We start from the raw sequence: 23,866 nt of genomic DNA, 5'->3' as shown, positions 1-23,866 counted from the left end.
TCACATGACCCTATCCAGCGGAATCCTCCAACTGGCGGTAGCCATCGGCGCCGATATCAAGCAGCTGCTGACAGCGATGCCCAACGTCGGCGAGATCCGGGGCTTTGCCGGTGCCACCGCGCCGGCCGGCTGGCTGCTGTGTCAGGGCCAGGTGCTGAGCATCGCCGAGCACCAGCAGCTGTTCGAGGTGATCGGCAACGCCTACGGGGGCGACGGCATCAACACGTTCGCCCTGCCGAACAGCTCCGGCCGCGTGATGCGTGGGGCGGGGCCCGGCAACGCCCTCGGCAGCACGGGCGGTGCAGACAGCGTCACGCTGTCCGCCAGCCAGATGCCGGCGCATACCCATGGGCTGGCAGGGGATGGGGCCGGTCTGCGGGTTTCCACGCTGACGCCTGGCGCCGCTGCGCCTATTGATGGCGGCTGTATCGGCGCGGCGGCGGGTGGTTCGGCTGCCGCTGCCAACATCTGGCATGCCGCTGCCGACCTCAACGCTGCCGCGCTGCAGACCGGGCTGAGCGGCAACACCACCAGCGCCGGGAGTGGTGAGGCCGTGGACATCCGCCCCTCCTTCTTCGCCGCCAACTTCATCATCTACGCCGGGAGCTGAGCATGCCCATCATCACCGAGCAGCAGCTGCTGCAGATCCTCCCAAACGCCCGCACTGTTGCGGGCGTTTTCGTTCCGCACCTCAACGCCGCCGCCGAGCGCTGGCAGTTCGACCGGCCCAAGCGGTTCGCCGCGTTCATTGCCCAGGTGGGCCATGAGTCCATGCACTTGCGCCGCACCCGCGAGATCTGGGGGCCGACCCCGGCGCAGGACCGCTACGACGTGCGCGAGGACCTGGGCAACACCCCCGAGCGTGACGGCGACGGCCGCCGCTACATGGGGCGTGGCCTGATCCAGATCACCGGCCGGGCCAACTACATGAAATGCAGCCTCGCCCTGTACCGCGACGACCGCCTGGTGCAGGCGCCCGAGCTGCTGGAGGAGCCCGAAGCGGCCACCGCCTCGGCCGGCTGGTTCTGGTGGTCCAAGGGGCTGAACACCCTGGCCGATGCCGGCCAGTTCATCGAGATCACCAAGCGCATAAACGGCGGGCTCAACGGCCAGCAGGAACGCCTGCAGATCTGGCAGCGCGCCCGCGCCGTGCTGGCCGGGTAGGGGGTGGCCATGACGATGCTCAATGTGGTGCCGGGGGACCTGGCCCGCCGGCTGATTCTGCTCGGTGCCGTGCTGGCACTCGGTGTGGTGGCGGGGTGGTGGGTCAACGGATGGCGCTGGGAAGCCCGGCTGGCCGACGCCGACAGGCTGCACGCCTCAACCCTGGGCGAGATCAGCCGCGCCGCTGCCGACCAGCTGCAGGCCGCCCAGCAACAACAGGCCGAGCTGCAGCAACGGCTCGCCCTGCTCGATCAACAGCGTTACCAGGAACTCACCCATGCTCAGGAACAACAGAACCGCCTGCGTGCTGATCTGGCTGCCAGTGCTCGCCGCATGTACGTCCCCGTCACTGCAGCCAGTTGCCAGCAACTGCCCCCCACCCCCGGCGCCACCGGCCTGGATGATGGAGCCTACCGCGCCGAGCTTCAGCCAGCGGCTGCAGCGGATCTTGCCCGTCTCGCCGGAGACGCCGACACCTGCGCCCGCCGACTGAGCGGGCTGCAGGAGTGGGTGAGGGCGGTTGAAAAGATCAAGAGTCTATCTGGCGCGAGTTCAACAAAAGGTCGGGGTTGACTGCCCAGTTGCGACGATGTCAATTTGATGGCGAACTGAATCCAAAACACACATGGAGGTTAGTGTGCATCGAATTGTTATGTCCCATTTAAGAAGTTTCGCATCTAACTACGGCTATGGCACGTATAGCCAAGATCAACAGTTCGAGTACTTCTGCAATTTCTCTATTCTCTATACAAAGTGCGCGACAGCTTTCGACTTGGACAACGTCACCACCGGGGTTGGTGATGATGGTATGGATGGTGTGGCTGTTATCATAAATGAAGAGCTTGTAATTTCAGAGGAAGAGGCTGCGCGGAATTTCGAAGGGGGAAGGAAAAATCACGATGTTGAGCTTGTTTTTGTGCAGGCTAAAACATCTGAAGGCTTTGAGTTGGGTGATTTCTTGAAGTTTAAGGAATCTGTTGTGCGGTTTGTTAAAGAGGACGTCTATACCGCTCCGGATAGTGTTCAGCGAAACGCACGTGAGGTTTTTGATCTGTGCATTCGAAATGTGCACAAGATAAGGGGTGGTAAGCCAAAGCTGACGGCAAGATTTGTAGCGACCGGAAATTATTTGGCGCCAAAGGAATTTGAACAAGCTCTTGCTGCCATGGCCAAAGCGCTTGACGATTTGGGGTATTTCTCTGAGGTCGATGTGCGATGTTTGGGACGCTCTGAAATTACTGATCTTTGGGTGTCTACTTACTCTGGCGTGTCTGCACAACTACCGTTGATACACTCAGCGCCACTGCCACCTATCTCAGGTGTTGAAGAAGCTTACCTAGTTGTTGTCCAGGCAAAGCAGTTTGTTAAGAATTTGTTAGTGGCCTCAGATGGTGGTTTGAGGAATCAGGTTTTTGAGGAAAATGTCCGCTCCTATCTCGGTTCCGATAACCCTGTAAATGAGTCTATAGCCAAGACGCTGTGTGATAAGGAGAACTCGTCTCGCTTTCCAGTCTTGAATAACGGGATAACTATTGTTAGTCCTGATGTGAGGTTGCAGGGAAGCGTTCTTCATCTGGAGAACTATCAGATTGTAAATGGTTGCCAGACTTCTAATACTCTTTATGAGTATCAAGGGAAATATGGTGACGAAGTGGCAGTTACTCTCAAGGTTATTGAGACGTCCAGTGAGGATGTTTTCTCGGAGTTGGTCCGGGCGACTAATAGTCAGTCTAAGGTGGACGAGACGCAATTTCTTAGTTTGCGTCCTATTATTAGGAGGGTTGAGCAGTATTTTAATTCTTTTGAAGGGCAAGATGGCAGGCTTTATCTGGAGCGTCGAGAGAAACAGTATGCTGGTAAGGATGTTCCGGCAATACGTGTGTTCAATGTGAATACACTTATAAAGTGCGTTGCTTCCATGTTTTGTGAGCGTCCCGATTTGGCGTATCGCTATCAGAATAGAATGTACGAACTTCTTTCTGAAAATATTCTAGATTCTGAAAACAAAGAAGCGGTTTTCTATTCTTCCTGTCTAACACTGTATCGCTTGCATCTTTACGTGGCGGGTGGCCAGATCCCGCAAAATATGCGGAAATTCAAGTGGCATATTCTTGTGTTGGTTCGAGCTCTTATCGCTGGTAAGAATATGCCAAACATGAAATCAAAGAAAATGGAGAAATATTGCCAAAAGATCATTGATCGCTTGGTCAGTCCAGGTCCAAAGGCACTAGCGCCCTTTGAGAGGGCGGTTGAGATACTTGTGTCGATGGGTGAGATCACAGAGGACAGGCTTAAACGGCAGACAGTGCTTGAAGAGATGTTGCTTTCTGTTCCTGTAGATCCCATTTCATAGCAAGTTTCAAGAGATATTGGCATAGCAGGAGCTGGTATGGACTCCAGACTGCTGCTCCATCTGCTTTTCTCTTTTTACCCGCAGCTGGCATCAATCCAGTTCATTGCGGAAGGTCAATAGACTCTTCCATGTCACACGAGGTCTAGCGGCCTCATCAAGAAGGGCGACCGCTGCCGGTGTTCCAGCACTGGCAGCGGTCACCGAACTGCAGAGCACGCCTGCAAGCCCAGCCTAGGCCCTCCGCCTCGTCGACGAAGCGGAGGCAGGCTAACACCTGTTTATTTATACAGTAAAGGCTTGCATATATGACTAACCCAATTGTTCCCTGGATGGGCGGCAAGCGCCGTCTTGCTGACCGTCTTATCCCGCTGTTCCCTCCGCATGAGTGCTACGTCGAGGTCTTCGCTGGCGGAGCTGCGCTGTTCTTCTTGCGGCCCCAGCCCGCTCCCGTGGAGGTGCTAAACGACATCAACGGCGACTTGGTATGCCTGTACCGGGTGGTGCAGAACCACATCGAGGAGTTCGTGCGCCAGTTCAAATGGGCGCTGTCCAGCCGCCAGATCTTCGAGTGGCAGAAGATGACCAGGCCGGAGACGCTGACTGATATCCAGCGTGCCGCCCGGTTCTTCTACCTGCAGCACCATGCGTTCGGGGGGAAGGTGGCCGGGCAGACCTTCGGCACCGCTACCACGGGCCCGGCCATTAATCTCATGCGCATCGAGGAGAACCTTTCGGCCGCGTGGCAGCGCCTGTCGGGCGTCTACGTGGAAAACCTGGCCTGGCTCGACTGCGCCGAGCGCTACGACAGGCCGCACTCCTTCCTTTATATGGACCCTCCCTACTGGCAGACCGAGGGATACGGCGTCGACTTCCCGTTCGCCAACTATGAGCGGATGGCCGAGTTTATGCGGTGCTGCAAAGGGCGGGTGATGGTGAGCATCAACGATCACCCGGACATCCGGCGTGTGTTCGACGGCTTCCACATGGAGCGGCTCGACATCCGATACTCAAACACAAACCAACGGCAGGGCCTGGCCGAGGTTACCGGCGAACTGGTGATCATGAATTGGGCACCCGACGCCCTGGGCGGCCTGTTCGCGGGGATGTGACGTAGAATGGCCGCCTTCTTCCGCTCCTTGAGGTGGGCAATGGCTACGATGCGACTACGGTTCCCGACGCGGTCGATTCTTCTGGATCGACTGGTGACCGAACGAGACAAGGCGGGTATCTGGGAGTTTCACCGCTCAGCCAGCACCTACTACGACGGCAAGCAGCTGCTGCGCCACATTGCCGTTATCCCTGCCGAGCCGAAGCACGGTACTACCGCTCAGGCCTACGTCTGCAACCCGCGAGGCGAGCGAGATAGCTGGATCGACCTGGGTACCGCCGAGGTGACCATCCTTCAGGACTGAGGCAGGTCCCGGACGAGGCCCAGGCCTTCGCATCTACTGCAGTCGTCTCGATGGGCGAACCGACTGCGACAGATCGGGCAGCACCTGAACTCGGACCAGTGGAGGCGTTTCCGGTACAGCTCCGCCAGGGCGTGGTCGCCCGCTTCTGTTGCCGCCTGCAACAGCGCTGCCAGGATCTGGTGGTGGTCTGGGTCAGTGATGATCGGAATGATGCGGCCCAGGTGGAAAAAACCGAGCGGCTGGAACCGGTAGCGGCTGCCGTTCTGGTGGTGAAACTCCAGGCCGTGCACCGGGCCTACCGGGTCGCGGCGGTCGCGCATCATCTGCAGCTGACCATCCGCATCGTGCATCGCCGTGAGGCGGTCCAGTTCGGGTCGGGTACCGGCACTGAGGTACCGCCGTTCCAGGCGGCCGACTGGTCCGCCATTGGATGCATCCAGCACCGCGTAAACCCCAGTGATCTCCAGCGCATCCTCGGCAGTGCGCTCAACTGCGTAGGCGTGAACGGCCAGCACCTCGTCGCGCATGTCCAGGTACTCGGCCGCCTCGATCACGCGAGCGCGCAGCAGCTCGTCTGCCGCCTGCAACTGCTCGCGCCGCCAGCGCTCCGGGTCGCCGTAGATGTGGGCGGGGTAATGGAAGGCGGCCTGGTAGAGGCGCAACCGCTGGTCGATCTGGAGGTGCATGATGTTGGCGATTTATCTGGATGGATATCCAGTATGCCGCCAGCGTCACGCGGCCCGCCAGATGCCTCAGATGAGAGGCGAGGGCAGGGGCTCGATCAGTTGCGGCCCCTGGTTGCGCACGTTGCCCACCGTACGGTCGACGCGGTACCACTCGAACGCCTCCGGCGCCTCGCCGTGCTGCAGCATCTGCTCGGCGCGCTCGCGGGGTGTGGCCGGGTCCAGCCACTCCCGGGCCAGCTCCGGGGCTAGCGCAACCGGCCTGCGGTCGTGGACATCAACCATGCCGCCCAGGGCGTCGGCAGTGATGATCACGAAGCCATCGTCATCCTGAGGCTCTTCGTGCACCTGGCCGATGGAGGCGCAGAACGTCGGGGCGCCATCGCGGCGCCTGATGTAGTAGGGCTGTTTCTTCGGGCCTCCCTCGTCCACCCACTCATACCAGCCGGAGATGGGGCACAGCATGCGGTTGGGCCAGATGGCCCTGAAGAACGGACTATGTGCCACCTTCTCGGCGCGGGCGTTGATCGGTGCTGCGCGGTCCTGCGCCCAGTGGGGCCGCCACCCCCAGCGCACCGGCGCCAGCCGTCCGCTTGCTTCGAGCGGCAGCACCATCTGCACCTGGGTGGTGGGCGCGACGTTGTAGCGAGGCTCCGCCTGGGTCGGCGGCTCACTGTGGATGTTCAGCAGGTGGTGGATCTCGGCCCAGCTCATGGCCTGGACGACTCGGCCGCACATGACGCGCGCTCTCTCTGGCAGGTTCTGGAAGGGTAGACCAGCGGATGCGGTGAACGTCCTGCCGAGGCCGAGCCGGAATCGCCGGGGTGCTCTGCGTAGCCGCCGAATCCAGCGCAGATGAGTTAGTACAGTGGTTAGTACATAAATTTAAATGTTTTAAGGATAAACACTTTAAATTCAACCGGTTGTGCTTCTGTATTGGTTCCCTCCGTCCGCACCATTATTCGATGACCCTTGAACCTGGGTTTGCTTGCAAGAACCGGGTAGGGAATGAAAAGGCAGTCTTCGGGCTGCCTTTCGTCGTTCCGGGGCTGCATTTGCGGCATCCGGCCGCAGTGCCGTCCGGCCTTGGGCGTGCTGTACTGCCGGAGCGCTGCCCGCCCGGCCGTAGGCATCGGGCAGGGATGTTGGCCGGGTAGGGCGGTCCTTCCTTATATAAGGTGCGAATCCATTGGTGTCGGCGCTTGTAGGCAGAGGCGCGAAGAGCGATGGGTTGGCGGGGTGACTTCTGCATTTTCCTCTAATAGAATGCCGACCCTTGATTATGGGGCCGGTCCGGCCGGCAAATGTCTGCAACGAGGAATATCCATGCAAGTTTCTGTTGAAAGCACCTCCGCTCTCGAGCGCCGTATGACCGTTGGTGTGCCGGCCGAGCGGATCGAGACTGAAGTCAACAAGCGTCTTCAGCAGACTGCTCGCCGCGCCAAGGTCGCTGGCTTCCGTCCGGGCAAGGTGCCCATGAGCGTCATCCGTCAGCGTTACGAGGACGCTGCTCGCCAGGAAGTCCTGGGCGATCTGATCCAGTCTTCCTTCTATGAGGCTGTGGTTGAGCAGAAGCTGAACCCGGCTGGCCAGCCTTCCGTCGAGCCGAAAGTGTTCGAGAAGGGCAAGGACCTCGAGTTCATCGCCACCTTCGAAGTGTTCCCGGAGTTCCAGGTCGCTGGTCTCGAGTCCATTGCGGTCGAGCGCCTGCAGGCTGAAGTCGGCGACGCTGACGTGGACAACATGCTGGAGATCCTGCGCAAGCAGAACACCCGCTTCGAAGCTGTGGATCGTGCTGCCGAGAATGGCGATCAGCTGAGCATCGATTTCGTCGGCAAGATCGACGGCGAAGCCTTCGCGGGCGGTTCTGCCAAGGGCACCAGCCTGGTGCTGGGCTCCGGTCGCATGATCCCGGGCTTCGAAGATGCCCTGGTTGGCGTCAAGGCGGGCGAAGAGCGCGTCATCAACCCGACTTTCCCCGAGGACTACCAGAACCTGGATCTGGCCGGTAAGACTGCCGAGTTCACCGTGACCGTGAACAGCGTCTCCGCCCCCATCCTGCCGGAGCTGAACGACGAGTTCTTCGCGCTGTTCGGCATCAAGGAAGGCGGTCTGGAAGGCTTCCGCGCCGAAGTTCGCAAGAACATGGAGCGTGAGCTGCGTCAGGCCATCAAGTCCAAGGTCAAGAATCAGGTAATGGACGGCCTGCTGGCTGCCAACCCGATCGAAGTGCCGAAGGCGCTGATCGGCAACGAGGTGAACCGTCTGCGCGTTCAGGCTGTTCAGCAGTTCGGCGGCAACATCAACCCTGATCAACTGCCGGCTGAGCTGTTCGAAGAGCAAGCCAAGCGCCGCGTGGTTCTGGGTCTGATCGTGGCTGAAGTGGTCAAGCAATTCGAGCTGAAGCCGGATGATGCCCGCGTTCGCGAACTGATCGAGGAAATGGCCTCCGCTTACCAGGAGCCTGAGCAGGTCGTGGCCTGGTACTACAAGAACGACCAGCAGCTGAACGAAGTCCGTTCTGTTGTGCTGGAAGAACAAGTTGTAGATACTGTCCTGCAGAAGGCCAACGTGACTGACAAAGCGGTCTCCTACGAAGATGCAGTCAAGCCGGTAGAAGCTCCGCAAGCCGCCTGATCGTTTCGCCTCGTTCGAGCACACCATAAGCCAGCCTCCGAGCTGGCTTATGCGTCTTTGAGACATGACATTAGTTAGGGAGCGATCGCTGGACATGTCCCGCAATTCTTTTATGCAGCAACAAGTCCCTGATATCCAGGCTGCTGGCGGCCTCGTGCCTATGGTGGTGGAGCAGTCTGCCCGTGGCGAGCGCGCCTACGACATCTATTCCCGCCTGCTGAAGGAGCGGGTGATCTTCCTGGTGGGTCAGGTCGAGGACTACATGGCCAACCTGGTGGTTGCCCAGTTGCTCTTCCTCGAAGCCGAGAACCCCGACAAGGACATTCACCTCTACATCAACTCTCCGGGTGGTTCGGTGACTGCCGGGATGTCGATCTACGACACCATGCAGTTCATCAAGCCTGACGTATCCACCATCTGCATCGGCCAAGCCTGCAGCATGGGTGCGTTGCTGCTGGCGGGTGGTGCAGCTGGCAAGCGTTACTGCCTGCCGCACTCGCGCATGATGATCCACCAGCCTCTGGGTGGTTTCCAGGGGCAGGCTTCGGACATCGAGATTCACGCGCGTGAGATCCTCACGATTCGTGAGCGCCTGAACAAGATCCTGGCCGATCACACCGGACAGCCGATCGATGTGATTGCCCGTGATACTGATCGCGACAACTTCATGAGTGGCGATGAGGCTGTCAAATACGGACTGATCGATCAGGTCCTCAGCAAGCGTCAGCTCGCCAGCTAACACCATCCGCAGCACCGTGGCCGGCTCCCGCCGGCCACTCCGCGGGCTTGAAAATGCCCGCATTTGCCTTCATCTTGTGTTTCATGCCTATCCCGACTGGATTGATCGAATGACTGACACCCGCAATGGCGAGGACAACGGCAAACTGCTTTATTGCTCCTTCTGCGGCAAAAGCCAGCACGAAGTGCGCAAGTTGATTGCTGGCCCTTCCGTCTTTATCTGCGACGAGTGCGTCGACCTGTGCAACGACATCATCCGTGAGGAGGTGCAGGAAGCCCAGGCCGAGAGCAATGCGCACAAGCTGCCGGCGCCCAAGGAAATCCGCACCATCCTGGATCAGTATGTGATTGGTCAGGAGCGCGCGAAGAAGGTCCTCGCGGTCGCCGTCTACAACCACTACAAGCGTCTCAATCAGCGCGACAAGAAGGATGACATCGAGCTCGGCAAGAGCAACATCCTCCTGATCGGCCCTACGGGTTCCGGCAAGACGCTGTTGGCCGAAACGCTCGCTCGCCTGCTGAATGTTCCCTTCACCATCGCCGACGCAACTACGCTCACCGAGGCGGGTTATGTGGGGGAGGATGTCGAGAACATCATCCAGAAGCTGCTGCAGAAGTGCGATTACGACGTGGAAAAGGCCCAGATGGGCATTGTCTACATTGATGAGATCGACAAGATTTCCCGTAAGTCCGATAACCCCTCCATCACCCGTGATGTGTCGGGTGAGGGCGTCCAGCAAGCGCTGCTGAAGCTGATCGAGGGCACCGTTGCGTCCGTGCCGCCGCAAGGTGGTCGCAAGCATCCCCAGCAGGAGTTCCTGCAGGTGGATACACGCAACATCCTCTTCATATGCGGCGGTGCGTTCGCCGGGTTGGAGAAGGTCATCCAGAACCGCTCTGCTCGTGGCGGCATTGGCTTCAATGCCGAGGTCCGCAGTGTTGATCTGGGCAAGAAGGTGGGTGAAACCCTGCGCGATGCGGAGCCGGAGGACTTGGTCAAATTCGGGCTGATCCCCGAGTTCGTAGGTCGTCTGCCGGTGATCGCCACCCTGGACGAACTCGACGAGGCTGCATTGATCCAGATCCTCACCGAGCCGAAGAACGCCCTGACCAAGCAGTACGGCAAGCTCTTCGAAATGGAAGGGGTGGATCTGGAGTTCCGTCCGGACGCACTCAAGGCTGTGGCTCGCCGTGCGCTCGAGCGCAAAACCGGTGCCCGGGGCCTGCGCTCTATCCTCGAAGGCGTGCTGCTCGACACCATGTACGAAATCCCCTCGCAGAACGAGGTCAGCAAGGTGGTCATCGATGAAAGTGTTATCGAAGGGACCTCCAAGCCGCTGCTGATCTACGAGAACAGCGAACAGCCGGCGAAAGCTGCGCCCGACGCGTGATCACCAAAGGGGCCCTCGGGCCCCTTTGTCTTTCCCACTACAGCGCTTGTTTTTTCCCAGACGTGCCCCCATCTTAGGCCCTCAGGGTCACCCTATCTGTTAACGGCCCATGGCCGCTGTAGAGCTGAAATCATGAAGACAACCGTAGAATTGCCTCTCCTGCCATTGCGTGATGTCGTGGTCTATCCGCACATGGTCATCCCGCTGTTCGTGGGGCGTGAGAAATCCATCGAGGCCCTGGAGGCCGCGATGACCGGGGACAAGCAAATTCTTCTGTTGGCGCAGAGGAACCCGGCGGACGACGATCCGGGCGAAGACGCCCTGTACCGTGTCGGTACGGTCGCAACCGTCCTCCAATTGCTCAAGCTGCCTGACGGCACCGTGAAGGTGTTGGTCGAGGGCGAGCAGCGTGGCGCCATCGAGCGCTTCTTCGAAGTAGAAGGTCATTGCCGGGCCGAGGTTGCCCTGATCGATGAGGTTGACGCGGGTGAGCGTGAGTCCGAAGTGTTCGTTCGCAGCCTGCTTAGCCAGTTCGAACAGTACGTTCAACTGGGCAAGAAAGTGCCTGCCGAGGTGCTCTCCTCGCTGAACAGCATCGATGAACCGGGTCGCCTGGTGGATACCATGGCTGCGCACATGGCTCTCAAGATCGAGCAGAAGCAGGAGATCCTCGAGATCACCGATCTGTCCGAGCGCGTTGAGCACGTACTGGCTCTCCTGGATGCCGAGATTGACCTGTTGCAGGTCGAGAAGCGTATCCGTGGGCGCGTCAAGAAGCAGATGGAGCGCAGCCAGCGCGAGTACTACCTGAATGAGCAGATGAAGGCCATTCAGAAGGAGCTCGGTGACATCGATGAAGGCCACAACGAGATCGAGGAGCTGAAGAAGCGCATCGACAATGCGGGTCTCACCAAGGAAGCCCTCACCAAGGCCAATGCCGAGCTGAACAAGCTCAAGCAGATGTCGCCCATGTCGGCGGAAGCTACGGTCGTCCGCTCCTACATCGACTGGCTGGTGAACGTGCCGTGGAAGGCCGAGAGCAAGGTCCGTCTGGACCTGGCGAAGGCAGAAGACATCCTGGATGCCGATCACTATGGCCTCGAAGAGGTTAAGGAGCGGATCCTCGAGTACCTCGCTGTGCAAAAGCGCGTCAAGAAGGTGAAAGGCCCTGTCCTTTGCCTGGTCGGGCCGCCCGGCGTGGGCAAGACCTCGCTGGCCGAGTCCATCGCCCGTGCCACCAACCGCAAGTTCATCCGCATGGCCTTGGGTGGCGTGCGTGACGAAGCCGAAATCCGTGGCCACCGCCGTACCTACATCGGTTCCATGCCGGGCCGTCTCATCCAGAAGATGACCAAAGTCGGGGTCCGCAACCCGCTCTTCCTGCTCGACGAGATCGACAAGATGGGCAGCGACATGCGTGGCGACCCGGCTTCTGCGCTGCTTGAGGTGCTTGACCCGGAGCAGAACCACAATTTCAACGACCATTACCTTGAGGTCGACTACGACCTCTCGGATGTGATGTTCCTCTGCACCGCGAACTCCATGAACATTCCGGCGCCCCTGCTGGATCGTATGGAGGTGATTCGCCTGCCTGGCTACACCGAGGACGAGAAGGTCAATATCGCGACCAAGTACCTGGCTCCGAAGCAGACCCAGGCCAATGGCCTGAAGAAAGGGGAGCTGGCGTTCGAAGAGGCGGCGATCCGCGACATCATCCGCTACTACACCCGGGAAGCCGGCGTGCGCAGCCTGGAGCGCCAGATCGCCAAGGTATGCCGCAAGGCCGTCAAGGAACACGCCCGCGAGAAGCGTTTCAGTGTGGTCGTGACGGCTGACTCGCTGGAGCACTTCCTGGGCGTGCGCAAGTTCCGTTACGGGCTGGCTGAACTGCAGGACCAGATTGGCCAGGTAACAGGCCTGGCATGGACCCAGGTCGGTGGTGAGCTACTGACCATCGAGGCGGCTGTCGTGCCGGGCAAGGGGCAGCTGACCAAGACCGGCTCGCTCGGTGATGTGATGGTGGAATCCATCACGGCTGCACTCACCGTGGTGCGCAGTCGTGCCAAGAGTCTCGGCATTCCGGCCGATTTCCACGAGAAGCGCGACATCCATATCCACATGCCCGAAGGGGCTACGCCGAAGGATGGGCCCAGCGCGGGCATCGGCATGTGCACGGCTCTCGTGTCGGCCATGACGCAAATCCCTGTGCGCGCCGATGTCGCCATGACCGGGGAAATCACCTTGCGTGGCCAAGTGCTCGCAATCGGTGGTTTGAAAGAGAAATTGCTGGCGGCTCATCGGGGCGGTATCAAAACTGTGATCATTCCCGAAGAAAACGTCCGTGATTTGAAAGAAATCCCTGAAAACATCAAGCAGGATCTGAATATTAAACCCGTTAAATGGATTGACGAGGTCCTGCAAATTGCGCTGCAATACGCGCCGGAGCCCTTGCCCGATGCGGCTCCCGAGATGGTTGCAAAGGATGAAAAGCGCGAGCCTGATTCCAAGGAGCGAATCAGCACGCATTAGCCGGGGGGCTTTCTTGACACATTTTTCGAGCCCTTGTTATAAAGCGGCTCCTATGTGTCAGCAGGCCATCCAGCACCCGCTTTGCTTACACCGAAGAACTAAGAAACAAACTCAACAGATATAAGGGGACTTAAGAGTGAACAAGTCGGAACTGATTGATGCCATCGCCGCATCCGCTGATATCCCGAAAGCTGTCGCTGGCCGTGCGCTGGACGCAGTGATCGAATCCGTCACTGGCGCTCTGAAGGCTGGTGATTCCGTGGTGCTGGTAGGTTTCGGTACCTTCGCTGTCAAAGAGCGCGCTGCTCGCACTGGCCGCAACCCGCAGACTGGCAAGCCGATCAAGATCGACGCTGCCAAGATCCCCGGTTTCAAGGCTGGTAAAGCTCTGAAAGACGCCGTCAACTAAGCGTCCCTCTGGCTTTGCCCATCCGCCTCCGGACTAGCTCGGAGGCGGCTCGGGGAAGCAAGGCAGTCAGCCTGCCGAGGGGCAACCCTCCGGCTACCCCGACAGTTAAGAGAAGGCGCATCCTCGGATGCGCCTTTCTTTTATCCGGACCCAATCTTCTACCCGCTCTGCACGGCTGTTTGAGTCAGTACAGTCGTTTCTGGGGGACCCATGCTGCAGAACATCAGGGACAATTCACAGGGGTGGATTGCCAAGACCATCATCGGCGTCATCATCGCTCTGCTGGCGCTGACCGGTTTCGATGCCATTTTCAATGCCACCAGCCATCGTCAGACGGCGGCCGAGGTGAATGGTGAGGAAATCTCCCAGAACCAGCTGTCGCAAGCCGTGGACATGCAGCGTCGCCAGTTGATGCAGCAGCTCGGCAAGGATTTCGATGCCTCCATGCTGGATGACAAGCTGCTGCGTGAAGCTGCGCTCAAGGGCCTGATCGACCGCAGCCTGCTGCTGCAGGGCACCAAGAGCGCGCATTTTGCGTTCTCCCAGCAGGCCATCGACCAACTGATCGTCCAGACGCCCGAGTTCCAGGACAACGGCAAGTTCAGTGCCGACCGCTTCGACATGGTCCTGCGCCAGATGGGCTACACCCGTCTGCAGTATCGCCAGGAGCTGGAGCGCGAGATGCTCATCGGTCAACTGCGTGCCGGTCTTGCTGGTAGCGGTTTCGTGACCGATGACGAGGTTCGTGCCTTTGCCCGTCTGGAGAAGCAGACCCGCGATTTCGCCACCCTGACCTTCAAGGCCGATCCCAAGGCCACCCAGGTCAGCGACGACGAGGTCAAGGCCTACTACGACGAGCACAAGGCCCAGTTCATGAGCCCCGAGCAGGTCGTGCTGGAGTACGTCGAGCTGAAGAAGGATGCATTCTTCAGCCAGGTCTCCGTGAGCGACGACGAGCTCAAGGCCCAGTACGAGAAGGAGATCTCCAACCTGTCCGAGCAGCGTGATGCCGCTCATATCCTGGTGGAGGTCAACGACAAGCAGACCGAGGAACAGGCCAAGGCGAAGATCGACGAGATCAAGCAGCGCCTGGACAAGGGTGAAGACTTCGCCGCCCTGGCCAAGGAGTTCTCCCAGGACCCCGGTTCGGCCACCAACGGCGGTGATCTCGGCTTTGCCGGCCGTGGTGTCTACGAGCCCGCCTTCGAGGACGCCCTCTACGCCCTCAAGCAAGGTGAAGTCTCCGCTCCGGTGCGCACGCCCTACGGCCTCCACCTGATCAAGCTGCTGGCCGTGCAGGCGCCCGAGGTGCCCAGCTTCGCCAGCCTGAAGGACAAGATGGAGCGCGATCTCAAGGCGCAACGCGTCGAGCAGCGTTTCGTCGAGGCGACCAAGCAGCTGGAAGACTCCGCCTTCGAAGCGTCCGACCTGAGCCAGCCGGCCCAGGAACTGGGGCTCGAGGTGAAGACCAGCGCCCCGTTCGGTCGTGAAGGCGGCGAAGGCCTCGCGGCCAACCGTCAGGTGCTTCAGGCTGCTTTCAGCACCGAAGTGCTGGAAGACGGCGCCAACAGCTCGGCCATCGAGCTGGACCCGGAAACCGTCGTCGCCCTGCGCGTGAAGGAGCACAAGAAGCCTGAGCAACTTGAGCTGGCTTCCGTGCAGGACAGCATTCGCCAGCACCTGCAGCAGGAGAAAGCCACCGAGGCCGTCAAGGCCAAGGGTGATGCCCTGCTGGCCAGCCTGCGCGAAGGCAAGACTCCGGTCGACCAGGCTCAGGACGGCCAGACCTGGAACGTGGTGGAAGCCGCGACCCGTGGCCAGGAGGGCGTCGATCCTTCCCTGCTGCAGGCCGTGTTCCGCATGCCCAAGCCGGCTGCCGCCGACAAGCCCAGCTTCACCTCCGTGGCGCTGAAGAACGGTGACTACGTGCTGGTACGCCTGAACGGTGTCAGCCAGCCCGACGAGACCCTGTCCGAGCAGGACAAGGCCATGTACAGCCGCTTCCTGGCGTCCCGCAGTGGCCAGCAGGACTTCGCGGCATACCGTCGCCAGCTGGAAGCCGACGCGAAGATCGAGCGTTACTGATCCGCGTGGGCTGATGAAGAAACCGCCTTCGGGCGGTTTTTTCTTGCCCGCAGGAAATGAAAAGCCCGCACAAGGCGGGCTCGTTCGGGCAGTGAGGAGTCAGTCCTCCAGCGGCCCCATGGCGGTGGTGTTGAAGCCGCCGTCCACGTAGAGGGTCTCGCCGCTGATGCCTGAGGCCAGGTCCGAACAGAGGAAGGCCGCTGCATTGCCCACTTCCTCGATGGTCACGTTGCGTCGCAGGGGCGTCTGGCGCTCGCTTTCTGCCAGCATCTTGCGGAAATGCTTGATCCCCGAAGCCGCCAGGGTGCGGATCGGGCCGGCGGAGATGGAGTTCACCCGGGTGCCTTCAGGGCCCAGGCTGCCGGCCAGGTAGCGCACGCCGGCCTCAAGGCTCGCCTTGGCCATGCCCATCACGTTGTAGTTGGGCAGGGTGCGCTCGGCGCCGAGGTAGGAGAGGGTGAGCAGGCTGCCGTGGCGGCCTTTCATCAGCGTGCGGCCAGCCTTGGCCAGGGCGATGAAACTGTAGGCGCTGATGTCGTGGGCGATGCGGAAGCCGTCGCGGGTGGTGACCTCGGTGAAGTCGCCATCCAGTTGGTCGCCGGGGGCGAAGCCCACGGAGTGAACGATCACATCGAGCCCATCCCAGCGTTGGCCCAATGCCTCGAACACGGCGGCGATCTCCTCGTCGCGGGTGACGTCGCACGGGAAGCACAGATCCGGGCCGGAGCCCCACTCCTGGGCGAATTCCTCGACCCGGCTGCGCAGCTTGTCGTTCTGGTAGGTGAAGGCCAGCTCGGCGCCTTCCCGGTGCATGGCGGCGGCGATGCCCGAGGCGATGGACAGCTTGCTGGCCACCCCGACGATGAGGACGCGCTTGCCGGTGAGGAATCCCATGTGGCGGTTCTCCTGGGTTCAGTGAGCGGTAGACGGCGCCAGGAAGGCGGCTTCCAGCAGTTGCTGGGTGTAGCTGTGCTGGGGGGCGGAGAAGATGGCCTCTGCCGGCCCTTGCTCCACCACCTCGCCGTGCTTGACCACCATCAGGTGGTGGCTGAGGGCGCGCACCACGGCCAGGTCGTGGCTGATGAACAGGTAGGTCAGGTTGTACTTGGCCTGCAGGTTGCGCAGCAGGTCGACCACCTGGCGCTGCACGGTGCGGTCCAGCGCCGAGGTGGGTTCGTCCAGCAGGATCAGTGCGGGCTTGAGCACCAGGGCGCGGGCGATGGCGATGCGCTGGCGCTGGCCGCCGGAGAATTCATGGGGGTAGCGGTGCCGGGTCTCGGGGTCGAGGCCCACCTCGCGCAGGGCTTCGATGATCGCTGCTTCCTGCTCCGCCTCGCTGCCGATGCCGTGGATGCGCAGCCCCTCGCCGACGATCTGGCCCACGCACATGCGCGGGCTGAGGCTGCCGAAGGGGTCCTGGAAGACCACCTGCATCTGCCGGCGCAGTGGTCGCACCTCCTTCTGCGAGAGCCCTTCGAGCGCCTGCCCCTGGAAGCGGATCGCGCCTTGGCTGCCCAGCAGGCGGAGGATGGCCAGGCCCAGGGTCGACTTGCCGGAGCCGCTCTCGCCGACGATGCCCAGGGTCTGCCCCTGGCGCAGGGTGAAGCCGATGCCGTCCACTGCCTTCACATGGTCCACGGTCCGGCGCAGCAGGCCCTTGCGGATCGGGAACCACACCTTGAGGTCGTCCACTTCCAGCATGGCCGGTCCTTCGCTGGCCGGCACGGGGCCGCCGCTGGGTTCGGCTGCCAGCAGCTCGCAGGTGTAGGGGTGCTGGGGGGCCTTGAACAGCGCCTGGCAATCGGCCTGCTCGACGATGCGCCCGCGCTGCATCACGCACACCCGGTGGGCCACGCGGCGCACCAGGTTGAGGTCGTGACTGATGATCAGCATTGCCATGCCCAGGCGTGCCTGAAGGTCCTTGAGCAGGTCAAGGATCTTCAATTGCACGGTCACGTCTAGAGCGGTGGTGGGTTCGTCGGCAATCAGCAGTTCCGGCTCGTTGGCCAGGGCCATGGCGATCATCACCCGCTGGCGCTGCCCGCCTGACAGCTCGTGGGGGAGGGCACGCAGGCGCTTCGCCGGCTCGGGAATGCCCACCAGCTCCAGCAGCTCCAGGGTCCGTCGGGTGGCCGCCTTGCCGGTCAGGCCCTTGTGCAGGGCCAGCACCTCGTTGATCTGCTTCTCGATGCAGTGCAGCGGGTTCAGTGAGGTCATCGGCTCCTGGAACACCATGGCGATGCGGTTGCCACGGATGCCGCGCAGGCGCGCCTCCGGGAGCCGGAGCAGGTCGTCGCCGCCATAGCGGATATGCCCGCTCGGGTGGCTGGCCAGCGGGTAGGGGAGCAGGCGCAGGATGGAGTGCGCTGTCACCGACTTGCCGGAGCCACTCTCGCCCACCAGGGCCAGTGTTTCGCCCTTGCGGATGTCGAAGCTCACCCCTTCCACCACCGTCTGGGTCGTGTTGCCGGCACTGAAGGCGACGGAGAGGTCGCGGATTTCGATCAGGTTCTCGCTCATCTCACTTCCTCGGGTCGAAGGCATCGCGGGCGGCTTCGCCGATGAACACCAGCAGCGTCAGCATCAGGCCCAGCACGGCGAACGCGCTGATGCCCAGCCAGGGCGCCTGCAGGTTGGACTTGCCCTGGGACACCAGCTCACCCAGGGACGGTGCGCCGGGGGGCAGGCCGAAGCCGAGGAAGTCCAGTGCCGTCAGGGTGCCGATGGCGCCGGTGAGGATGAAGGGCAGGAAGGTCATGGTGGAGACCATGGCGTTGGGCAGGATGTGGCGGAACATGATCGCGCCGTTCTGCATGCCCAGCGCCCGCGCAGCGCGCACGTACTCCAGGTTGCGGCCGCGCAGGAACTCGGCACGCACAACGTCCACCAGGCTCATCCAGGAGAACAGCAGCATGATGCCCAGCAGCCACCAGAAGTTCGGCTGCACGAAGCTGGCCAGGATGATCAGCAGGTAGAGCACCGGCAGCCCGGACCAGATCTCCAGGAAGCGCTGCCCGGCCAGGTCCACCCAGCCGCCGTAGAAGCCCTGCAGGGCGCCCGCGGTGACGCCGATCACCGCGCTCAGCAGGGTCAGGGTCAGGGCGAACAGCACCGAGACGCGGAAGCCGTAGATGACCCGGGCGAGCACGTCGCGTGCCTGGTCATCGGTGCCCAGCAGGTTGTCGGCGGACGGCGGCGCGGGAGCGGGAACCTTCAGGTCGTAGTTGATGGTGTCGTAGCTGAAGGGGATCGGCGGCCAGTACATCTCGCCGTCGCGCGCGGCGATCAGTTCCTTCATGTACGGGCTGCGGTAGTTGGCCTCCAGCGGGAATTCGCCGCCGAAGGTGGTTTCCGGGTAGCGCTTGAAGGCGGGGAAGTACCACTCCCCGTCGTAGCGGATGGCCAGGGGCTTGTCGTTGGCGATCAGCTCCGCGCCCAGGCTGAGGACGAACAGCGTGAGGAACAGCCAGAGGGACCACCAGCCACGCTTGTTGGCCTTGAAGCGCTCGAAGCGACGGCGGTTGATGGGCGATAGGCGCATGTCAGCCCTCCCGGCTTTCGAAGTCGATGCGCGGATCGACCAGGGTGTAGGTGACGTCGCCGATGAGCTTCACCAGGAGGCCCAGCAACGTGAAGATGAACAGCGTGCCGAACACCACCGGGTAGTCGCGGTTGACCGCCGACTCGAAGCTCAGCAGGCCCAGGCCGTCGAGGGAGAAGATCACCTCGATCAGCAGCGAACCGGTGAAGAACATGCCGATGAAGGCCGCCGGGAAGCCGGCGATGATCAGCAGCATGGCGTTGCGGAACACATGGCCGTACAGCACGCGGTTCTCCGAAAGGCCCTTGGCGCGCGCGGTGATCACGTACTGCTTGTTGATCTCGTCGAGGAAGCTGTTCTTGGTGAGGAAGGTGAGGGTGGCGAAGTTGCCGATCACCAGCGCCGTCACCGGCAGGGCCAGGTGCCAGAAGTAGTCGAGCACCTTGCCGCCCAGGCTCAGTTCGTCGAAGTGGTTGGAGGTCAGCCCGCGCAACGGGAACCAGTCGTAGTAGCTGCCGCCGGCGAACAGCACGATCAGCAGGATGGCGAACAGGAAGGCGGGAATCGCGTAGCCGACGATGATCGCGGTGCTGGTCCAGACGTCGAACACGCTGCCGTGCCGCACAGCCTTGGCGATGCCCAGGGGCACCGAGACCAGGTACATGATCAGGGTGCTCCAGAGCCCGAGGGAGATGGACACCGGCATCTTCTCCAGGATCAGGTCGGTGACCTTGGCATCACGGAAGAAGCTGTTGCCGAAATCGAAATGCAGGTAGTTCTTCACCATCAGCCAGAAACGTTCCGGTGCCGGCTTGTCGAAGCCGTACATCTTCTCGATTTCCTTGATCAGCTCCGGGTCCAGGCCCTGGGCACCGCGGTAGTTGGAGCCGGCCACGGAGACCTCGCCGCCGCCTCCGGAGATGCGCCCGGTGGCGCCACCGGAGGCCGCGTCGAAGCCTTCCAGCTTGGCGATCATCTGCTCCACCGGTCCGCCGGGGGCGGCCTGGATGATGATGAAGTTGATCAGCAGGATGCCGAACAGGGTGGGGATGATCAGCAGCAGGCGCCGCAGGATGTAGGCGAGCATCAGCGGGTGTCCTGTTGCGGTTCGGTGGCCTGGGCTTCGGGCGTGTCCGTTGCCTCAGCGGCAGGCGTGGCACCGGGCTTCTGCCACCAGGTGAACAGGCCGAGGTCGTACTGCGGCGTTGCAGCGGGGCGCTGGAGCTGGTCCCAGTAGGCGACGCGCCAGGTGTCGACGTAATAGTTGGGAATGGCGTAGTGCCCCCACAGCAGGACGCGGTCCAGCGCCCGCGCATGGTCGATCAGGCTCTGCCGGGAGTCGGCGCGGATCAGGCCTTCCACCAGGGTGTCCACGGCTGGATCGCGCAGGCCGATGAAGTTGCGACTGCCCGGGCTCTCGGCGCTGCGGGAGTGCCAGAACTCCATCTGTTCGTTGCCCGGCGAGTTCGACTGGCCCCAGGTGGCGGGAATCATGTCGTAGTCCCGCGAGCGCAGGCGGGTCATGTACTGGGAGACATCGACACGGCGGATCACCAGTTCGATACCCAGCTCGGCCAGGTTGCGCTTGAACGGCAGGATCACCCGCTCCAGGTTGGCCTGGGCAATCATGATTTCGAAGCTCAGCGGCTTGCCGTCCGGCCCCACCATGCGGTCGTTCTCGATGCGGTAGCCGGCCTCGGTGAGCAGCTTGTAGGCGTGGCGCTTCTGGTCGCGGATGATGCCGCTGCCGTCGCTGACCGGTAGCTGGAAGGGCTGGGTGAAGACCTCGTCGGGGATCTTGCCGCGCAAGGGCTCGAGGATCTTCAGCTCGGCTTCGGTCGGCAGACCGCTGGAGGCCATCTCGGAGTTTTCGAAATAGCTGCGGGTGCGCTTGTAGGCGCCGAAGAACAGCTGGCGGTTGGTCCACTCGAAGTCGAACAGCGAGGCGATGGCCTCGCGCACGCGGCGGTCCTGGAACACCGGCCGGCGGATGTTGAAGGCGAAGGCCTGCATGCCCACCGGGTTGTGGTTGGGGATGGCCGTCTGGGTGATGTGCCCCTTGCGCAAGGCCGGGCAGTCGTAGCCGGTGGCCCAGTCCTTGGCGGAGTACTCCAGGTTGAAGTCGAACTGCCCGGCCTTGAAGGCTTCCAGGGCGACGGACATGTCGCGGTAGTAGTCGACGCTGATGACGTCGAAGTTGTAGTAGCCGCGGACCACCGGCAGGTCCTTGCCCCACCAGTCCTTGACCCGCTCGAAACGGATCGAGCGCCCGGCTTCCACCTGGGCGATGCGGTAGGGGCCACTGCCCAGGGGCGGCTCCAGGGAGGCCTTGGCGAAGTCGCGGGTGCTCCACCAATGCTTGGGTAGGACCTGTATCTGCCCGAGGATCAGCGGTAGCTCGCGGTTGCCCGGGTGCTTGAAGTCGAAGCGCACGCGCTGGGCGTCTTCGGCCACCACCTTGTCCACGTCGGAATAGTAGTGGCGGTACATCGGGTCGCCGTGCTGCAGCAGGGTCTGGAAGGTGAAGACCACGTCCTCGCTGGTCACCGGAGTGCCGTCGTTGAAGCGGGCTTTGGGGTTGAGGTAGAAGCGCACGAAGCTGTTGTCCGGCGCTTTCTCGATCTTCTCCGCCAGCAGGCCGTACTCGGTGAACGGCTCGTCCGGGGAGTGGAAGGTCAGGGAGTCGTAGATCAGGCCCAACTGGCTGGCCGACGTGCCCTTGGGGATGAAGTCGTTGAGGCTGTCGAAGCCACCGTAGCTGGCCAGACGCAGGGTGCCGCCCTTGGGGGCGTCCGGGTTGACCCACTCGAAGTGCTTGAAGCCCGCCGGGTACTTGGGGGCTTCGTCATACAGCGTGATGGCGTGCCGAGGTTCGCAGTGGGCCAGGCCGGCGAGGCCGAGCAGCAGGGCGCCGCAGCCGGCCAGGCACCAGGTGCGCAGGGGGTTCGTGCTCATCGGGTGTTCTCCGTGGGCTTCTGCCACCACGCACGCAGGCCCAGGGTGTAGGGCGGCGTGGTGACGAAGGCGAACCGGTTGCGGTACGCCAGGCGATGGTAGTTGAGGTACCAGTTGGGAATGCTGTAGTGCTGCCACAGCAGCGTGCGGTCCAGTGCGCGGCCGGCGGCCACCTGCTCGTCGCGGGTGCGGGCGCCCAGCAGGCGCTCCAGCAGGGCGTCCACCACCGGATCGGCGACGCCGGCGTAGTTCTTGCTGCCCTTCACGCCGACCTGGCTGGAATGGAAGTACAGCGACTGTTCCAGTCCGGGGCTGAGGCTCTGGGGCAGGGTCATGAGGATCATGTCGTAGTCGAAGTGGTCCAGGCGCTGCTTGTACTGGGCGCGGTCGACGGTTCGCAGGGTGACGTCGATGCCGATGCCCGCCAGGTTCTCGGCGTAGGGCTGGAGGATGCGCTCGAGGTTGGGGTTGACCAGCAGGATCTCGAAGCGCAGCGGCTCGCCGCGTGTGTTCAACAGGCGCTGGCCGGAGAGCTTCCAGCCGGCATCGCCCAGTAGACCCAGCGCCCGGCGCAGGGTTTCACGCGGGATGCCGCGCCCGTCGGTTGTCGGCACCTTGAACGGCTCGGTGAACAATTGGGCCGGCAGCTGCCCCCGATACGGCGAGAGCAGCAGCCATTCCTGTCCCTCGGGCTTGCCGGTGGCGGTGAATTCGCTGTTGGGGTAGTAGCTGGCGGCCCGCAGGTAGGCGTTGTTGAACAGGGCGCGGTTGGTCCATTCGAAGTCGAACATCAGCCCCATGGCCTCGCGCACGCGGCGGTCCTGGAACACCTTGTGGCGGGTGTTCATGAACAGGGCCTGGGTCTGGGTGGGGATCTGGTGCGGAATCTCGGCGCGGATCACATCGCCTCGGGCCACGGCCGGGAAGCGGTAGCTGTTGGCCCAGTTCTTCGCCTGGTGCTCGATGTAGAAGTCGAACTCGCCGGCCTTGAAGGCTTCGAAGGCGACGTTGGCGTCGCGGTAGAACTCCACTTCGATCCGATCGAAGTTGTACTTGCCCCGGTTCACCGGCAGGTCCTTGCCCCACCAGTCCTTGACCCGTTCGAACACCAGCCCGCGTCCGGGGCGGACCTGGATGATGCGATAGGGGCCGCTGCCCAGCGGGGGCTCGAAGGTGGTGGCCTTGAAATCACGATCCTTCCAGTAGTGCTGCGGCAGTACCGGCAGCTCGCCGAGGCGCAGGATCAGCAGCGGGTTGCCAGCGCGCTTGAGGACGAAGCGGATGCGGTGGCGGTTGAGGATGTCGACCCGCTCCACCTCTTGCAGGCTGGTGCGGTACTGGGGGTGGCCGCTGCCGACCAGCGTGCGGTAGGAGAAGGCCACGTCGTAGGCCGTGATCGGCTTGCCGTCGTGAAAGCGTGCTTCCGGGCGCAGGTTGAAGACCACCCAGCTGCGGTCCTCGCTGTACTCGACGCTGGAGGCGATCAGGCCATAGCTGGAGGCGGGCTCGTCCCCCGAAGGGTCATAGATGCCGGTGCCGACCATCAGCGGCTCGTTCAGCTCGGAGATGCCGTACTGCAGGAAGTTCGGCGTGGCTACCGGGCTGGTGCCCTTGAAGGTGTAGGGGTTGAGGGTGTCGAAGGTGCCGAATGCCATCAGCCGCAGGGTTCCGCCCTTGGGGGCGTCGGGGTTCACCCAGTCGAAATGGCTGAAATTGGCGGGGTATTTGAGGCCGCCGAACTGGGCATAGCCATGGCTCTCGCTGATTGTCGCGCTCGCGGCGGCGCTGGCGAACAGGCCGATCAGCAGGAGTATGAGGTGACGCATCAGGTGGGAATCCGGTCCGTGGTGCGCTGGGAAGGGGGCGTGCCGTGAGCCGTGCGGGGCATGAAAACCTCGGGCGGTATCAGCCGTCTCGCATCGCCGAAAGGGCTGCGGGACGGGCGTTCTGGCCGGTACAGTAACAGCTT

General features: G+C 62.1%; 20 protein-coding genes. 12 read left to right on the top strand and 8 right to left on the bottom strand.

What is annotated here, in order from left to right:
- Positions 1 to 4 precede the first annotated feature (4 nt).
- The 6 genes from BM198_RS04930 to BM198_RS04905 all read left to right on the top strand — a co-directional run bounded on the left by BM198_RS04930 (position 5) and on the right by BM198_RS04905 (position 4,929).
- Positions 5 to 610: a phage tail protein gene (locus tag BM198_RS04930; RefSeq protein ID WP_083422334.1), complete on the top strand. Its 606-nt coding sequence runs from the start codon at positions 5 to 7 to the stop codon at positions 608 to 610.
- Between the two features lie 2 nt (positions 611 to 612).
- Positions 613 to 1,164 (top strand): glycoside hydrolase family 19 protein, encoded by a 552-nt coding sequence (locus tag BM198_RS04925; protein ID WP_074968228.1) that lies wholly within the window; start codon positions 613 to 615, stop codon positions 1,162 to 1,164.
- Between the two features lie 9 nt (positions 1,165 to 1,173).
- Entirely contained in the window at positions 1,174 to 1,737 is a 564-nt protein-coding gene (locus tag BM198_RS04920) for a lysis system i-spanin subunit Rz (RefSeq protein ID WP_074968226.1), read from the top strand.
- Between the two features lie 199 nt (positions 1,738 to 1,936).
- Complete coding sequence (locus BM198_RS04915) at positions 1,937 to 3,517, top strand: AIPR family protein (RefSeq protein WP_208610351.1); 1,581 nt, start codon at positions 1,937 to 1,939, stop codon at positions 3,515 to 3,517.
- Positions 3,518 to 3,822: 305 nt separating this feature from the next.
- Entirely contained in the window at positions 3,823 to 4,626 is an 804-nt protein-coding gene (locus tag BM198_RS04910) for a DNA adenine methylase (protein WP_074968222.1), read from the top strand.
- Between the two features lie 93 nt (positions 4,627 to 4,719).
- Entirely contained in the window at positions 4,720 to 4,929 is a 210-nt protein-coding gene (locus BM198_RS04905; RefSeq protein ID WP_139233567.1) for a hypothetical protein, read from the top strand.
- Here the strand turns inward: BM198_RS04905 and BM198_RS04900 are convergent.
- Together BM198_RS04900 and BM198_RS04895 are read right to left on the bottom strand one after the other, a co-directional pair.
- Positions 4,920 to 5,615 (bottom strand): hypothetical protein, encoded by a 696-nt coding sequence (locus tag BM198_RS04900; protein WP_074968220.1) that lies wholly within the window; start codon positions 5,613 to 5,615, stop codon positions 4,920 to 4,922. The genes BM198_RS04905 and BM198_RS04900 overlap by 10 nt on opposite strands.
- Before the next feature lie 66 nt (positions 5,616 to 5,681).
- Positions 5,682 to 6,350 (bottom strand): SOS response-associated peptidase, encoded by a 669-nt coding sequence (locus BM198_RS04895; protein WP_074968218.1) that lies wholly within the window; start codon positions 6,348 to 6,350, stop codon positions 5,682 to 5,684.
- 588 nt (positions 6,351 to 6,938) lie between these two features.
- Here BM198_RS04895 and tig point away from each other — a divergent pair.
- The 6 genes from tig (at position 6,939) to BM198_RS04865 (ending at position 15,401) form a co-directional block, all read left to right on the top strand.
- A complete protein-coding gene (gene tig / locus BM198_RS04890; RefSeq protein ID WP_074968217.1) occupies positions 6,939 to 8,249 on the top strand; it encodes a trigger factor in 1,311 nt (436 codons plus the stop codon).
- 94 nt (positions 8,250 to 8,343) lie between these two features.
- A complete protein-coding gene (clpP, locus tag BM198_RS04885; RefSeq protein WP_044408341.1) occupies positions 8,344 to 8,988 on the top strand; it encodes an ATP-dependent Clp endopeptidase proteolytic subunit ClpP in 645 nt (214 codons plus the stop codon).
- A 109-nt stretch (positions 8,989 to 9,097) separates the two neighbouring features.
- The gene (gene clpX / locus BM198_RS04880; RefSeq protein ID WP_074968215.1) at positions 9,098 to 10,378 is read left to right on the top strand and encodes an ATP-dependent Clp protease ATP-binding subunit ClpX; all 1,281 of its coding nucleotides are present in this window, start codon (positions 9,098 to 9,100) and stop codon (positions 10,376 to 10,378) included.
- Positions 10,379 to 10,510: 132 nt separating this feature from the next.
- Positions 10,511 to 12,907, top strand: coding sequence for an endopeptidase La (gene lon, locus BM198_RS04875; protein ID WP_074968213.1), 2,397 nt, complete (start codon positions 10,511 to 10,513; stop codon positions 12,905 to 12,907).
- Between the two features lie 136 nt (positions 12,908 to 13,043).
- Entirely contained in the window at positions 13,044 to 13,316 is a 273-nt protein-coding gene (locus tag BM198_RS04870) for an HU family DNA-binding protein (RefSeq protein ID WP_004422505.1), read from the top strand.
- 210 nt (positions 13,317 to 13,526) lie between these two features.
- Complete coding sequence (locus BM198_RS04865; RefSeq protein ID WP_074968211.1) at positions 13,527 to 15,401, top strand: SurA N-terminal domain-containing protein; 1,875 nt, start codon at positions 13,527 to 13,529, stop codon at positions 15,399 to 15,401.
- A 99-nt stretch (positions 15,402 to 15,500) separates the two neighbouring features.
- Here the strand turns inward: BM198_RS04865 and fabI are convergent, their stop codons facing one another.
- Genes fabI through BM198_RS04835 form a run of 6 tightly spaced genes read right to left on the bottom strand, consistent with a single transcriptional unit; the run spans position 15,501 to position 23,723 of the window.
- On the bottom strand, positions 15,501 to 16,295 hold the full coding sequence (gene fabI, locus BM198_RS04860; protein ID WP_074968209.1) for an enoyl-ACP reductase FabI: 795 nt from the start codon (positions 16,293 to 16,295) through the stop codon (positions 15,501 to 15,503).
- Positions 16,296 to 16,313: 18 nt separating this feature from the next.
- Complete coding sequence (locus tag BM198_RS04855) at positions 16,314 to 17,921, bottom strand: ABC transporter ATP-binding protein (protein ID WP_074968208.1); 1,608 nt, start codon at positions 17,919 to 17,921, stop codon at positions 16,314 to 16,316.
- Between the two features lies 1 nt (position 17,922).
- Positions 17,923 to 18,942 carry an ABC transporter permease gene (locus BM198_RS04850; RefSeq protein WP_044408315.1) on the bottom strand — a complete coding sequence of 340 codons (1,020 nt, stop codon included), beginning with the start codon at positions 18,940 to 18,942 and terminating at the stop codon, positions 17,923 to 17,925.
- Position 18,943: 1 nt separating this feature from the next.
- Positions 18,944 to 20,029 (bottom strand): microcin C ABC transporter permease YejB, encoded by a 1,086-nt coding sequence (locus BM198_RS04845; RefSeq protein ID WP_044408312.1) that lies wholly within the window; start codon positions 20,027 to 20,029, stop codon positions 18,944 to 18,946.
- Positions 20,029 to 21,897: an extracellular solute-binding protein gene (locus BM198_RS04840; RefSeq protein ID WP_074968206.1), complete on the bottom strand. Its 1,869-nt coding sequence runs from the start codon at positions 21,895 to 21,897 to the stop codon at positions 20,029 to 20,031. Before BM198_RS04840 ends, BM198_RS04845 begins: the two co-directional genes overlap by 1 nt.
- A complete protein-coding gene (locus tag BM198_RS04835) occupies positions 21,894 to 23,723 on the bottom strand; it encodes an extracellular solute-binding protein (protein WP_074968205.1) in 1,830 nt (609 codons plus the stop codon). The genes BM198_RS04840 and BM198_RS04835 overlap by 4 nt, the downstream gene beginning before the upstream one ends.
- Positions 23,724 to 23,866: the final 143 nt, after the last annotated feature.

The organism is Metapseudomonas otitidis (assembly GCF_900111835.1).
Taxonomy (GTDB): Bacteria; Pseudomonadota; Gammaproteobacteria; order Pseudomonadales; family Pseudomonadaceae; genus Metapseudomonas; species Metapseudomonas otitidis.
Note: the sequence above shows the minus strand (reverse complement) of the source record. Positions and strands in the feature narration are given on the sequence as shown.

Bases quoted from the DNA above. Each gene is read 5' to 3' on its own strand.
- BM198_RS04930 (WP_083422334.1), top strand. From the start codon at position 5: ATGACCCTATCCAGCGGAATCCTCCAACTGGCGGTAGCCATCGGCGCC.
- BM198_RS04925 (WP_074968228.1), top strand. From the start codon at position 613: ATGCCCATCATCACCGAGCAGCAGCTGCTGCAGATCCTCCCAAACGCC.
- BM198_RS04920 (WP_074968226.1), top strand. From the start codon at position 1,174: ATGACGATGCTCAATGTGGTGCCGGGGGACCTGGCCCGCCGGCTGATT.
- BM198_RS04910 (WP_074968222.1), top strand. From the start codon at position 3,823: ATGACTAACCCAATTGTTCCCTGGATGGGCGGCAAGCGCCGTCTTGCT.
- BM198_RS04900 (WP_074968220.1), bottom strand. From the start codon at position 5,615: ATGCACCTCCAGATCGACCAGCGGTTGCGCCTCTACCAGGCCGCCTTC.
- BM198_RS04895 (WP_074968218.1), bottom strand. From the start codon at position 6,350: ATGTGCGGCCGAGTCGTCCAGGCCATGAGCTGGGCCGAGATCCACCAC.
- tig (WP_074968217.1), top strand. From the start codon at position 6,939: ATGCAAGTTTCTGTTGAAAGCACCTCCGCTCTCGAGCGCCGTATGACC.
- clpP (WP_044408341.1), top strand. From the start codon at position 8,344: ATGTCCCGCAATTCTTTTATGCAGCAACAAGTCCCTGATATCCAGGCT.
- clpX (WP_074968215.1), top strand. From the start codon at position 9,098: ATGACTGACACCCGCAATGGCGAGGACAACGGCAAACTGCTTTATTGC.
- lon (WP_074968213.1), top strand. From the start codon at position 10,511: ATGAAGACAACCGTAGAATTGCCTCTCCTGCCATTGCGTGATGTCGTG.
- BM198_RS04865 (WP_074968211.1), top strand. From the start codon at position 13,527: ATGCTGCAGAACATCAGGGACAATTCACAGGGGTGGATTGCCAAGACC.
- fabI (WP_074968209.1), bottom strand. From the start codon at position 16,295: ATGGGATTCCTCACCGGCAAGCGCGTCCTCATCGTCGGGGTGGCCAGC.
- BM198_RS04855 (WP_074968208.1), bottom strand. From the start codon at position 17,921: ATGAGCGAGAACCTGATCGAAATCCGCGACCTCTCCGTCGCCTTCAGT.
- BM198_RS04850 (WP_044408315.1), bottom strand. From the start codon at position 18,942: ATGCGCCTATCGCCCATCAACCGCCGTCGCTTCGAGCGCTTCAAGGCC.
- BM198_RS04845 (WP_044408312.1), bottom strand. From the start codon at position 20,029: ATGCTCGCCTACATCCTGCGGCGCCTGCTGCTGATCATCCCCACCCTG.
- BM198_RS04840 (WP_074968206.1), bottom strand. From the start codon at position 21,897: ATGAGCACGAACCCCCTGCGCACCTGGTGCCTGGCCGGCTGCGGCGCC.
- BM198_RS04835 (WP_074968205.1), bottom strand. From the start codon at position 23,723: ATGCGTCACCTCATACTCCTGCTGATCGGCCTGTTCGCCAGCGCCGCC.